This window comes from Halomonas sp. DP5N14-9, from assembly GCF_019802175.1.
In the GTDB taxonomy this organism is placed as follows: domain Bacteria; phylum Pseudomonadota; class Gammaproteobacteria; order Pseudomonadales; family Halomonadaceae; genus Halomonas; species Halomonas litopenaei.
In genome coordinates, this window is the sequence record NZ_JAHVHR010000018.1 from 48,459 (window position 1) to 61,729 (window position 13,271).

A 13,271-nucleotide genomic window follows, 5' to 3' on the forward strand; every position below is an offset into this window, starting at 1 on the left:
CGGCCTAGACGCCTGTCAACTGTCTGAAGGTGACGATCGGGCGCCGGAACAGATAGTAGAACAGTGATACCGGCTCACCATGAATTCGCGCCGTGCCTCTGAGACCCAGTCGCGGCACGTCTTCGCTCGGCGCTTCCGGTATCGCCATTACCTTGAAATTAGCGATACCGCTGGCGTTCTTTTCGGCCTTGTAGGCGGCCCGTGCCACGACCGCCGACACCGGTTCGAGGGGTGCTGCATCAAGAAACACATCCACCGAGGCCCCACGTTCGAGGGTGACGGCGTCGGCGGCCGCCACTTCTAGCCGGAAGGCAATATCCGCCGGGTCCGCTACCTGCATCACGGCTTCACCCACCCGCACGGGACGCCCTACCCAATCCTGAGGGTCGCCATAGAGGGCGACCCCGCTGCGCTCGGCGCGAACTACCGCCTTGTCGAGCAGATCATGGGCATAATCTCGCTCGGCTTCGGCAACTCTCAGCTCGCTGCGAGCGATGGCGAGCTCGCGCTTGGCCTCACTGCTTGCGATGGCAGCCTGCTGTAGCCTCAACGCCTTGGACTGGGCCACCTGAACCTTGCGCTGGGCAACTTCGAAGTCATTGCGTAGCTCCACGTCCACCAGCTGCACCAGCGGATCACCCAGCGCCACCCGGGCGCCGGGAGCGACCAGGATGCGGTCGACGACGCCCGCCATCGGTGCCGCCACGACAAACGGATCACTGGCGACCACCTCAGCGGGCGCCCTCGACGTCAGCGGTACCTGCACCAGCGCCAAGGCTGCCCCCAGGCCCAGCACCGTAGCCAGCGCCAGTCCGCGCGCCCCCCGTGCTCGCCCAATAGGCACACGGCGTCGACCTCGGATCGCGCTGGCGCCGTGACCGTAGGCCTGGGCAAGACGACTGGCCAGGGCAAGGTGCGGTGTTTCCCAGGCACGCTCGCGGGTCAGTAACCAACCGACCCCGATGGGCCGGGCGCCATGGCTTAGCGGTATCCACAGCCCATGGCGCATGGCGCATGGCGGGGATGCTTTCGTCTTCCAGGACGTTGGCAAGATCCAGCAAGCGCGGTTGCGTCTCGTCCCGGTGTTCACGCCAGTCACTGCCCACCAGATGCTGGTAGGCAAGCACCTGAGCACTGTCATGAGGCACCCGCGCGAGTCCTCCCACCGCCTTGACTCGCCAGCGATTTCTGCCCGACAGGCAAAACACCAGTGACTGGCGAGCCTGGAGCAGGCTCTGCCCCTCATTGGCCAGGTGGCACCACAGCTGGTCGAGGCTGTCACAGTGGCGCAAGGCGCCTTCGATACGAATCAGCCGCTCGCCACCTGACCCGACCTCCGAGCCACTCGCTCTGGCCTGACCCTCCGCCACCGGGTGTTGCGCCTCGGTAGTAGACTGGCGCTCAATCGCCACACTCGTCATGAGGAGGTCACTCCACAGCGCCTGCCCTCACCGTCCCCGCTAGAGAGCCAGGTCGCGGTGCCGCTCATCCCGGGAAGAACCCGTGCCGGTGCATTGTCCACTCGGCTGATCACCTTGACGGTCTGGCTGACGGGATCGACGGCAGCCGAGATGCGCGACACTTCTGCGTCAAGCCTGTCGCCGGTCTCGTCGACCTCGAAGCCGAAGGCGCTACCCCGGGTCATCCAACTCAACCAGCAGGAAGGCACCACCATATGCAATTCCAGTGCGCCGTCACTCACCACCTGGATCAGGGGAGCGTTGGCTTCCGGCGTCTCGTTGGGGCGTACCATGGGCTCAACCACTCGCCCGGCAAAAGGCGCCTTGATCTGACAATCCTTGCGTTGCTCCTGGATGGCGGCCACCCGGGCCCGCTGCTCACGCACCTTGAAACGTGCAATGTCGGCATCCGCCTGTCCGGTGGCGCCCATCTGCAACAGTTCGTTCTGCATGGCGGCGTTGCGGGATTCCGCTGCGGCCTTAGCCTCCGTCGCACGCAACTCGGCGTCGAGTCCGGCGCAGTCGAAGCCGACCAGTACCTCATCGGCATCGAAGTGGTCGCCTTCCTTGAACGGCACCTCAAGCACTCTGGCCGATAGACGACTCGACAGTATCGCCTCGTGCTCGGCCCTCAGGATGCCTCTGGCCTCGCCCATGTCGCTGGCCTGGGCAGCCCCCGACAGCAGCACTGCCAGCACGAGTCCCGGCCAGAGCGTGCGAGTCCGCTGGCCACACTGCCCCGCCCCCAGGCTTCTGCTGTTCATCCCGTGCGCCCTCATGGCGATGCCACCACGTCAATGGCCAAGGCATCGCCACGCTGCGCCCACAGAGCACGCAGATCATCGGCAAGCTCCAGGACGCTTTCGTTGCTGCTCATGCCGGCATCCACTGCGTCGATGCCTGTGGCCGTATAGACATTGGCGTAGGCCCCCTGGAGGTCCGACAGCGCCTGATCCATCCGCACCTCGGCCAGCAGGGTATTCATCTGTTCGCGAATCAGGGTCTGTTCGCTGACGTGCCTGGCACGATAGCCGGCTTCCACCTGATGCTCGATCGCTCGCTGCACCTCAAGGAATCGCTTGGCCGTGCCGAGTTCTCCGCGCCGCAGTTCATAGCGTGCTCGGGTCACCGATACCTGAGTCGCCACCGCCATGGTCAATGCCAGGCTCCGTGCATCGAGCAGATCGCTCTGGGCGTCGATACGATCCTGACGGGCCGGCAGACTGAACACCTTCAGCAGGTTCCAGCTGGCGCGAGCGCCATAGCTGACCCAGTCACTGTTGTAGAGAAAGTCGTCGTCGCTATAGTTGGCTCCGACGAAAAGCTTGAGACTCGGCAAGGTTTCCAGAATCGCTGTGGTGCCCTCGCGCTCGTTGTTGCGCAATTGGTAGGCGACTTCGCGCAGCTCCGGGCGATTCATCACCGCCAGCTTCAACATGGTGTCGTAGGAAAGGTCGATCCCTTTCCAGGCCAGGTCACGCGGCGGCAACACCAGTTGGTAGGGTTGCTCGGGCGGAAGGTTCATCAGCGCCGCCAACTGCTGCTTGGACACCCGCAGCTCCCGCGTCAGTGACTCGAGGTCGCGGCGAATGGTCAGCAGTTCACGTTCATAGCTAAGCGCAGGAAGCGGCGCCGTCAAAGCACTGCGCTGCTGACGGTGGGCCTGATCCAGCGCCCTTCGTGTGCTCTCCTCGAGCTCTCGAGTCTTGGCCAACAGACGTTCTGCGCTGACCGCTCGCCAGTAGGCGGCGCGTACATCCTCGATGATGCGCTGGATGACCTTGCGCTTGCTTTCCTCGGCCAGCATGACGCTGTCGGCCCTCTGCTGAGCCCGCACATAGGACAGGCCAAAATCGAGCACGTCCCAGCTCATGGTAAGGTCGGTCGCCAACTGGTTGCGTTCGCTGGATGACGAAGGTTCCAGCGACTCCTGACCACTCAACAGAGAAATGCTGGAACTGCCCGGTTCATTGTCGCGTCCGGTAAAGTTGAGGTTGCCGACCACCTTGGGCAGCAAATCGTAGTGCGCCAGATCGAGCTCCTTGGTGCGCAGGGCCTGCTCCATCACTTCCACCCGATAGTCCAGGTTGTACTTGATGGCGCGGGCCATTGCCGAATAGAGATCGATTGGGGCAATAACGGGTTCCTGACTGGCCGTGACCCTCGCCAACAGGTCGTCGGCGCGTTGTTCATTGGCCTGTTGCGACATCGGTTGAGGGGTGACAGCGCAGCCGGATAGCACCAGCGCCGTTGCGACGCCGACCCAGGTCTTTCCATATTGCTTTCCGAAGCACGAGGCCCTCTGGCCTGTCACTCCACACTTTGTATCGACCATCCCTGTGCCCCCTGCCGAAATTACCTCAGCCTTCAAGAGTGACGCGTCTTGCCTGCTGGTTGCGCACCTGCCTACCGGCCGCCACCGACAGGCGCCCAACATTGCAACAGCGCACAAACGTCGAGAAAGCGAGCGTATAACTTATGTTACTTCGTGTAATCAACTATCCAGAGAGCTGGACAATGGGTCAATATGAAAACCCGAAGAGCGCAAAGGTTGGCCCAGTTTCTTGACCTTGATCACAGTCACGACCGACAACTTTCGATAATGCACAGAGTGTCACCTCGAGCGAGAAAGGCCCTCTTTTGTTACACCTTTCATGCTCCTTTTCATTGGCGTGGTACGGATATACACGTAGCAGGTAGCGCGAGAAAGGCATGACCGAGCTGCATGCCATCGGATGCAAAACCCTCGCTTATCGAGACAAGTGCGACCAGCCAGCATCGTGAATTTCCAAGCCATCTAGAGCGAAAACACCAGTACGCGACAGCCAGGATCAGTCAGGAATGCCTGGAGAAAACGTCAGGACACGAATGTAGGGATCAACCAGGAAAACAAAGCGGGATCAAAGACAGGAAATGGGAATAGACACGGGGGTCTTCGCAACCACTGAGCGACATGGGACCTCCATGCCGGGCCCAGCAGCGGCTTGCCTGTCTGTCGTCGTACAAGGAGGGGATAGCGCCTGACGGGCACAGGTCCGCAGGCGCTTGTCAGAGGTAAAGGCGATCAGGCCTCGAGGAAGTCTCGCGGCAGTTTCATCATCTGACGCCACAGTTTTTCGACGCCGGGCTTACTGAATGCAACCAGGAGTAGTGAACAGCGATGCAGTGCGTGGCCGACAGTGGTTGGCCTGATCTGGTTGGCCTGATCGCACCTACATCAGGCCTCGAGGAAGTCTCGCGGCAGCTTCATCATCTGGCGCCACAGTTTTTCGACACCGGGCTTATGCACCAGTGAACAGCGATACAGGCGGATCTCCAGCGGGACGTCCCATTGCTCGCCACCGGCGCGCACCACTGCCCCGCTCTTCAGCTCCTGCCTGAGGCAGAAATCGGGTATCCAGGCCATGCCCACGCCCTGCATGACCATGGCCTTGAGCCCCTCGGCCATGGCGGTCTCGTAAACGGTACGCAAGCGCATGCGCAACGGGTCATTCTTCAACAGCATGCGCACGCTACGCCCGAGAAAGGCACCCTGGGTGTAGGCCAGGTACGGCAGGGAGTCGTCACCGTCCAGAGGGAAGCGCGGCGCCCCCTGCTCATCCGGCAGGCTCACCGGTATCATCTTGACCCGCCCGATGGAAAAGGAGGGAAAGACTTCCCCGTCCAGCTGCATACTGGCGTAGGGGTCGTAGTAGGCCAGCATCAGGTCGCAGTTGCCTTCGCGCAGCACATGGATGGCCTCCCCCACGTTCATCGCCACCAGCCGCGTCGGCAACTCCCCGAGCCCCTTCTGCAGCCGCGAGATCCATTGAGGGAAGAAGCTCAGCGCCAGCGAATGGGCTGCCACCACGTCCAGCGCCTCGTTGGCCATGGCCAGGCCGCGCAGATGGCCGAGGGACTCGTTGAGCTGCTCGACGATATTGCGAGCGGTCACCAGAAACAGCTGCCCCTGAGGGGTCAGGTCGATGGGCGTGGTCGAGCGATCCACCAGGGTGACGCCCACCGCCTGCTCGAGTGAGCGAATACGGCGACTGAAGGCCGGCTGGGTGACGTGGCGCTGGCGTGCGGAGGCCGAGAAGCTGCGGGTGTTGGACAGCGCAACGAAGTCCTCGAGCCATTTCGTTTCTAGATTCACCAGCACTCCTTGTCAAGACACCAACCACACGGGACGCTATCGCCTTGAACGTGACCGAAGGGGCCACATCAGACCGCCCGATAAAACGGCTAAATGTACCGGAAAGCGCCCACCTTCCCAAGGGAATACTGACGCTTTATTGCTCCGCCATGCTGCGTGCCACTGTGCCGGGCATTGACCAGCCTCCAGCAGAGCCTTGTTCTCTTTTTGCCTCGGGGGATGGCAAGGCAGCGGCGGCGCCTGCACAGGCTACTGCACAGGCGCCAGCAGGTAGGCGGCCCGGGACACCAGCTTGCGCCACAGCGGACGCGAGCGCAGCTCGTCGAGGCTGACCTCGCGGCAGTTGGCGAAGTCCTGTTCCAGCATGGCTTCCACCTCCAGGGCGAACGCCTGATGTGGCACCAGGGCGGTGATCTCGAAGTTCAACCGGAAGGAGCGGTTGTCCAGATTGACGGTACCGACACTGGCGGCGCTGTCATCGATCAGCATGACCTTCTGATGGAGAAATCCCGGCTGATAGCGATAGACCTTGACCCCGGCGCGGATCATGTCCGGCAGGAAGGCGAAGGCCGACAGGAACACCAGCAGATGGTCGGGACGTTCCGGCATCATGATGCGCACATCCACCCCGCGCATGGCGGCCAGGCGCAGTGCGTCCTGTACGCCCTCATCGGGAACGAAGTACGGACTGGTCACCCACAGACGCCGATGGGCGCTGTGGATCAGGTGCTGGACCAGCAGGCTCGCGGTCTCCTGGGGATCCGCCGGGCCCGAAGGGACGATCACCACATGGCGCCCGTTGCCTTCATCGAGCGTGGGCTGATCCACCTGGGGCGCCCAGGACAGACTCAGCATGGTGCCGGTGGCCCAGTGCCAGTCCTCCCAGAAGGCTTCCTGCAGCCCCAGCACACTGGGCCCGACCAGCTTCAGATGGGTATCGCGCCAGGGACCGTGGCGAGGATCCTGTCCCAGATACTCCACCCCCACGTTGAAACCACCGAGCCAGCCTTCGCGACCGTCCACGACCAGGATCTTGCGATGGTTGCGGAAATTGAGCTGGAAACGGTGACGCCATCCGCGCGAGGAGTGAAAGGCGCTGACGTGGATGCCCGCCTCGCGCAGCTCGCCCAGATAGCCGTCGCCAAGCTGCCGGCTACCGATCTCGTCGTACAGGAAGTAGACCCGTACCTGGCGCCGTGCCGCCCGCACCAGATGTTCCTGCAGCCGACGACCAAGTTCATCATTACGCACGATGAAGAACTGAATGAGGATATAAGAGCGGGCCGCATCGATACCGGCAAACAGGCTGTCGAAGGTCTGATCGCCATCGACCAGCAGCTCCGTCGAGTTGGCGCGGGTCAGCGGCATCATGGCAAGCTTTTCGACCGCCTTGACGTCGGCGTCGGTGGCCCCCACCAGATAGGAATCGAAGCGATCTCGATAGCGCAACAACACGCGCCGCAGCAGCGTATCGCGCTGGCCGCGCGCCGACACATAACCGTAGAAGCGTGGTCGTCCGAAGACCCAGTAGGCCGGCAACGCCAGATACGGCATGGCGACCAGCGAAATGATCCAGGCGATCGCCCCCTGAGAGGTTCGACTCGACATCAGCGCGAGCACGGCGGAGATGGCCCCGCCCAGGTGAATCAGAAAGATGGCCAGGCCAAGCAGCCATGAGGTCATCGAAGGTCTCCATCCGTGTGACACCGCACCACATCGGCCGGGGCGCACTTGCTAGCGTTATTGCGGACTCCAGCATACCCGTAACGCAGGCGGCCCCGCCAGATGACGGGGCCGCCTATCGTGTCTCGCCGTGCACCGGGGCGAGACATGGCATGGGGAGATCAGACGCTCTCGGCGATGATTTCCTTCCACTTGGCCGGACCGGTCTGGTGCACCGATGACCCCTGGCTATCCACCGCCACGGTCACCGGCATGTCCTCCACCTCGAACTCGTAGATGGCTTCCATGCCCAGGTCCTCGAAACCGACAACCCTGGAGGCCTTGATCGCCTGGGACACCAGGTAGGCCGCACCACCCACCGCCATCAAGTACACCGCCTGGTTGTCACGGATGGCCTCGATCGCGATCTGACCACGCTCGGCCTTGCCGACCATGCCCAACAGTCCTGTCTGCTCGAGCATGGTGCGGGTGAACTTGTCCATGCGCGTGGCGGTGGTCGGTCCAGCCGGCCCCACTACTTCGTCACCGACCGGATCGACCGGCCCCACGTAGTAGATGAAGCGCCCCTTCAGATCCACCGGCAGCGACTCGCCCTTGGCCAGCATGTCGACCATGCGCTTGTGCGCCGCGTCGCGCCCGGTCAACAGCTTGCCGTTGAGCAACAGGGTATCGCCCGGCTGCCAGGTCTTCACCTCTTCCGGGGTGACCTCGTCGAGATTGACGCGCTTGACGTTGCCACCGGCTTCACGGGTGATCTCCGGCCAATCCTCGAGCTTGGGCGCCTTGAGCGCCGCCGGGCCACTGCCGTCCAGGGTAAAGTGGGCATGCCGGGTCGCCGCGCAGTTGGGGATGATCGCCACCGGCTTGTTGGCGGCGTGGGTCGGGTAATCCTTGACCTTGATGTCGAGCACCGTGGTCAGGCCACCCAGCCCCTGGGCACCGATGCCGCTGCGGTTGACCTTGTCGAACAGCTCCAGGCGCAGCTCCTCGGCGCGGTTGGCAGCGCCCCTGGCCTGGAGGTCCTGGATGTCGATCGGATCGAGCAGGGCTTCCTTGGCCAGCTCCATGGCCTTCTCGGCGGTTCCGCCGATGCCGATGCCGAGCATGCCGGGCGGACACCAGCCTGCGCCCATCTTCGGCAGCTGTTCCATGACCCAGTCGACCACGGAGTCGGAGGGATTGAGCATGGCAAACTTGGACTTGGCCTCGCTGCCGCCGCCCTTGGCCGCCACGTGAACCTCGACGGTATCGCCAGGCACCAGCTTGTGGTGGATCACCGCCGGAGTGTTGTCCTTTGTGTTCTGACGCTTGCCGTCGGGGTCGGCCAGCACCGAGGCGCGCAGCACGTTGTCCGGGAAGTTATAGGCCCGGCGCACCCCTTCGTTGATCATGTCATCGAGGCTCATGTCGGCCTCGAAGCGCACGTTCATGCCCACATGGACGAAGACCGTGACGATGCCGGTATCCTGGCAGATCGGACGATGGCCGGTGGCACACATCCGCGAGTTGATCAGGATCTGGGCGATGGCATCCTTCGCCGCCGGATTCTCCTCCCGCTCGTAGGCGGCCGCCATGGCGTCGATAAAGTCCTTGGGGTGGTAGTAGGAGATGTACTGCAGGGCATCGGCGACACTCGTGATGAGGTCGTCCTGGCGGATCACGGTCATGGCAGACTCCTTGGCTGGGTCGATACGCCCGCTCTCTTGGCGTCCCGTAGGCGACATGGCGGGCTTGCGAGGGCCCGTAGTGTAGCGCATTACGCCACGGCTCGGCAGCCGTCTGTGCCGGTTCGTTTAACGCGCTGTTGACCCGGCGTTTGCTTGCCGGCTGGCGGAGATCCCGCCTCACTCTAGAGAACGAGCCTGCGCTGCGCCAATTGAACAAGATGCGCCAGCCAGGGCAGCCAGGCGGAAGATCAGGCCAATCGGCAAGATAACGGTATAAGGCTCGAATAAAGGCACCAAGAGCGCGGTCACGGCAGGACGGGCTGACAGATTCGCCCGCCCCGCTTACGCTGCCTCCTCTATACCGCTCCGAGCGCCAGCTGACGCTCTCTGAGCTCCTGCAGGCGATCGCGCAGACGCGCCGCTTCTTCGAACTCCAGATTGGCGGCAGCCTCGCTCATGGCGTCCTCGAGCCGCGTCATCTCCTTGCGCAGCTCCTCCGGGGACAGGCTGGCGGGATCGTAGACCGCTTCCGGTTCGGCCACCTTGCGCTCGCCCTTGCGTCCACGAGTCTTGCGGCTTCCCGGTGCCTGGGCGGCTTCGAGGATATCCGCCACCGAGCGGGTCACCGTCTGCGGCGTGATGCCGTGTTCTTCGTTGTGTGCCGTCTGCTTGGCGCGGCGCCGCTCGGTCTCGTCGATGGTCTTGCGCATCGAGTCGGTGATGCGGTCGCCGTAGAGGATCGCCTTGCCGTTGGCATTACGCGCGGCCCGCCCCACCGTCTGGATCAGCGAACGTTCGGCGCGCAGGAAGCCTTCCTTGTCGGCGTCGAGGATCGCCACCAGCGACACCTCGGGAATATCCAGCCCCTCGCGCAGCAGGTTGATACCGACCAGCACGTCGAACTTGCCCAGGCGCAGGTCGCGGATGATCTCGACCCGCTCCACCGTGTCGATGTCCGAGTGCAGGTAGCGCACCTTGACGTCGTGTTCGTCGAGATACTCGGTCAGGTCTTCCGCCATCCGCTTGGTCAGGGTGGTGACCAGCACCCGCTCGCCCACGGCGGTGCGCAAACGGATCTCCGACAGCAGGTCATCCACCTGGGTCGAGGCCGGACGCACCTCGATCTCGGGATCCAGCAGGCCGGTGGGACGTACCACCTGCTCCACCACCTGGCCGGCGTGCTCGGCCTCGTAGGGACCCGGCGTGGCCGAGACGAAGATGGTCTGGGGCGAGATCCGCTCCCACTCCTCGAACTTCATCGGACGGTTGTCCAGGGCCGACGGCAGGCGGAAACCGTACTCGACCAGGGTCTCCTTGCGCGAGCGGTCGCCGCGGTACATGCCGCCCACCTGGGGCACACTGACGTGGGACTCGTCGATGAACAGCAGCGCGTCGGTGGGCAGGTAGTCGAAGAAGGTGGGGGGCGGCTCGCCGGGGTTGCGTCCGGACAGGTAGCGCGAGTAGTTCTCGATACCGTTGCAGTAGCCCAGCTCCAGCATCATTTCGATATCGTAGAGGGTACGCTGCTCCAGCCGCTGGGCCTCGACCAGACGGTCTTCCTTGCGCAGGAAGGTCAGTCGCTCGACCAGCTCCTCCTTGATCCGATCCACCGCCGCCAGGATGGTCTCCCGCGGGGTCACGTAGTGGCTCTTGGGATAGATGGTCATGCGCGGCACCTTGCCGCGCACCTCGCCGGTCAGCGGATCGAACAGGCTGATGGTGTCGATCTCGTCGTCGAACAGCTCCACCCTGACCGCCTCATCCTCGGCGTCGGCAGGGAAGATGTCGATGACGTCGCCACGCACCCGATAGGTGCCGCGCTTGAAGTCCATGTCGTTGCGGGTGTACTGCAGTTCCGCCAGACGACGCAGAAAGCCGCGCTGATCGATCAGCTCGCCGCGGGTGAAGTGCAGGCGCATCTTCAGATACTGGTCCGGATCACCCAGACCGTAGATCGCCGACACCGACACCACGATCAGCGCATCGCGACGCTCAAGCAGGGCCTTGGTCGCCGACAGTCGCATCTGCTCGATATGGTCATTGATCGAGGCGTCCTTCTCGATGAAGGTGTCCGACGAGGGCACATAGGCCTCGGGCTGGTAGTAGTCGTAGTAGGAGACGAAGTACTCCACGGCGTTGTCCGGGAAGAACGCCTTGAACTCCCCGTACAACTGGGCCGCCAGGGTCTTGTTCGGCGCCATGACGATGGTCGGCCGCTGCAGCCGCTCGACGATGTTGGCCATGGTGAAGGTCTTGCCCGAGCCGGTCACCCCGAGCAGGGTCTGGTGGGCCAGACCCGAATCGAGCCCCCCTACCAGGTTTTCGATAGCGCTCGGCTGGTCACCGGCAGGCTGGAACTTCGACGACAGACGAAAGGACTTGCTCATCATGACTCCTGCTGGGGGACACCACCCAGATCGGGGCGGCTGACGCCGACTTCAAGTCTCGCGCACGCTCGCCGACGTCAGGTTTGGGCCGTTGGCGCCAGCGTTCGCGTGGTGATTTCCACCGTAGAAGTGGTCATCAAGCGGTGGATCGGGCACTTGTGGCTGATCTCCTCCAGCCGTGCCAGCCGCTCGGGATCCTCGATGCCGTGGAAGGTCATCGCCACATCGAGCCGATAGACGCCCTTGCGCTCGTCGCGCTCGTCTCTGGTGACCTTGACGCTGACGCCTTCCAGCGGCCACTCCTTGCGCTGCGCGTACATGCGCGAGGTGATCGCCTTGCACGCCCCCAGCGACAGATCGAAGTAGTCGTGGGGGTCCGGCGCCAGGCCATCGCCGCCGAAGGCGGTGGGCACATCGACCAGCAGGTCGTCGAAGCTGTCGATGCTGACCCGCTGGCGCAGCTTGCCATCCTTCTCGGTAGTGATATCGATACTCATCATTTCACCTCGATGCCGAGCTTGAGTCGCTTGATCGCCTCGATCAGGGCCTCGCGACGCGCGCGCCCTTCCACCTCGGCGCCATGGCGGCCGACCTCCACGCTGTCGACGCCGTCGAGCATCATCAAGGCGGTGGTGATCTGATTGACCTGGTCGGCGTTGTCGACGCCCTGGAAGGTCAGGGATTGCTGGGACATGAGGCGCGCCTCCTTGGCGGGTGAAGCGGAAGGACCGAAGATCGTAACGCAAGCTTGAAACTGGTGGAAAAGCTTAGCACGACACCCCGTGCGGGTTCTTCTGCCCGTACCTTGCAAAAGGGGCGTCTCACCCTCACATTGCTGACAGGCGCAAACTTCACCTTTTTCGATACGCGCAACAGGATTGCTCATGACGGATTGGATCACCGCCCACGGCGGCCGCTTGACCGGCTCGGACCAGGTCGACTTCGACACCCCCGGCGCGGCCCGCCTTGCCTTGGACAGCACCGTGGCCACCCCGCTGGTCCATCTCGGCGCGCTGGACGTGGTCGGCCCCGACGCTGAGCGCTTTCTGCAGGGCCAGACCAGTGCCCAGCTCGCCCACGCCAATGGCCACTTCGCCCCGCTGACCTGCTTCTGCACCCCCAAGGGCCGCATGCTGGCCAACGGCCAGCTGATGAAGGTCGACGACGAACGCTTCAGGATCGTGCTGCATCGCAGTCTGGTGGCTCCGCTGGCCCAGCACCTGGGCAAGTTCGCCGCCTTCTACAAGGCCGAGCTGACGGCTCGCGATGACCTGGCGCTGATCGGCCTGATCGGCCAGGAAGCACCCGCCCTGACCGAGGTCGACTGCGACCTGACACCGCCCGATCCCTGGCGCCAGGCGAGCCACGGCGACACCCTGGTGCTCGGCCAGCCTGGCCCTCGCCCCCGCTACCTGATCATGCTGCCGCAAGACCAGGCAGCGGCCTTGTTCTCGCGTCTGATCGAGCAGTGTCAGCCGGTGGGCAATCAGGTATGGCGGCTGGCGGATATCCAGGCGGGGCTGTGTTTCATCGACGCCGATCAGCAGGATGCCTACCTGCCCCAGATGCTCAACTGGGAGGCACTGGCAGGCATCAGTTTCAAGAAAGGCTGCTACACCGGGCAGGAAGTGGTGGCCCGCGCCCACTTCCGCGGCCAGGTCAAGAAGCGCCTGTATCGCGCCCAGCTAGAGGGGACTCGACTGCCGCCGCTGGGCAGCGAGGTGATCGACGAAAGCGGCAAGCGCCAGGGCGAGGTGGTAGCAAGCGCCCTCGATGCCTATGGGCAGGCCGAGGTACTGGCGGTGCTGAATACCCGCGCCGATGAGGCCGCCCTCAGCTGCGAGGATCAACGTCTGAAGCTGCTGCAGCTGCCCTACGCCATCGATCGCCTCGACCCCGAGAGTCTGGTCTGACACCGCTGACGCCTGGGTAATTCGAT

The 13,271-nt window shown here is 63.6% G+C and carries 10 protein-coding genes; 1 reads left to right on the forward strand and 9 read right to left on the reverse strand.

Annotated features, from left to right (window positions below):
* Positions 1-4: 4 nt before the first annotated feature.
* The 9 genes from KUW00_RS10555 to KUW00_RS10595 form a co-directional block, all read right to left on the reverse strand.
* Positions 5-1,009: an efflux RND transporter periplasmic adaptor subunit gene (locus KUW00_RS10555; RefSeq protein WP_222569034.1), complete on the reverse strand. Its 1,005-nt coding sequence runs from the start codon at positions 1,007-1,009 to the stop codon at positions 5-7.
* Between the two features lie 408 nt (positions 1,010-1,417).
* Positions 1,418-2,224, reverse strand: a complete 807-nt coding sequence (locus KUW00_RS10560) for an efflux RND transporter periplasmic adaptor subunit (protein ID WP_222569035.1) — start codon at positions 2,222-2,224, stop codon at positions 1,418-1,420.
* An 11-nt stretch (positions 2,225-2,235) separates the two neighbouring features.
* Complete coding sequence (locus KUW00_RS10565) at positions 2,236-3,570, reverse strand: TolC family protein (RefSeq protein ID WP_222516831.1); 1,335 nt, start codon at positions 3,568-3,570, stop codon at positions 2,236-2,238.
* Positions 3,571-4,677: 1,107 nt separating this feature from the next.
* Positions 4,678-5,595 (reverse strand): LysR substrate-binding domain-containing protein, encoded by a 918-nt coding sequence (locus KUW00_RS10570; protein ID WP_108133590.1) that lies wholly within the window; start codon positions 5,593-5,595, stop codon positions 4,678-4,680.
* A gap of 249 nt (positions 5,596-5,844) precedes the next feature.
* The gene (gene cls, locus KUW00_RS10575) at positions 5,845-7,278 is read right to left on the reverse strand and encodes a cardiolipin synthase (protein WP_222569036.1); all 1,434 of its coding nucleotides are present in this window, start codon (positions 7,276-7,278) and stop codon (positions 5,845-5,847) included.
* Positions 7,279-7,439: 161 nt separating this feature from the next.
* Positions 7,440-8,945: a fumarate hydratase gene (locus KUW00_RS10580; RefSeq protein ID WP_045991456.1), complete on the reverse strand. Its 1,506-nt coding sequence runs from the start codon at positions 8,943-8,945 to the stop codon at positions 7,440-7,442.
* A 356-nt stretch (positions 8,946-9,301) separates the two neighbouring features.
* On the reverse strand, positions 9,302-11,332 hold the full coding sequence (uvrB, locus tag KUW00_RS10585) for an excinuclease ABC subunit UvrB (RefSeq protein ID WP_222569037.1): 2,031 nt from the start codon (positions 11,330-11,332) through the stop codon (positions 9,302-9,304).
* A gap of 77 nt (positions 11,333-11,409) precedes the next feature.
* Positions 11,410-11,829 (reverse strand): OsmC family protein, encoded by a 420-nt coding sequence (locus KUW00_RS10590; RefSeq protein WP_222569038.1) that lies wholly within the window; start codon positions 11,827-11,829, stop codon positions 11,410-11,412.
* A complete protein-coding gene (locus tag KUW00_RS10595; RefSeq protein ID WP_045991458.1) occupies positions 11,829-12,026 on the reverse strand; it encodes a hypothetical protein in 198 nt (65 codons plus the stop codon). Before KUW00_RS10595 ends, KUW00_RS10590 begins: the two co-directional genes overlap by 1 nt.
* Before the next feature lie 190 nt (positions 12,027-12,216).
* On the opposite strand from KUW00_RS10595, the gene KUW00_RS10600 reads away from it, so the two are divergent.
* Positions 12,217-13,245: a YgfZ/GcvT domain-containing protein gene (locus KUW00_RS10600; protein ID WP_222569039.1), complete on the forward strand. Its 1,029-nt coding sequence runs from the start codon at positions 12,217-12,219 to the stop codon at positions 13,243-13,245.
* Positions 13,246-13,271 lie beyond the last annotated feature (26 nt).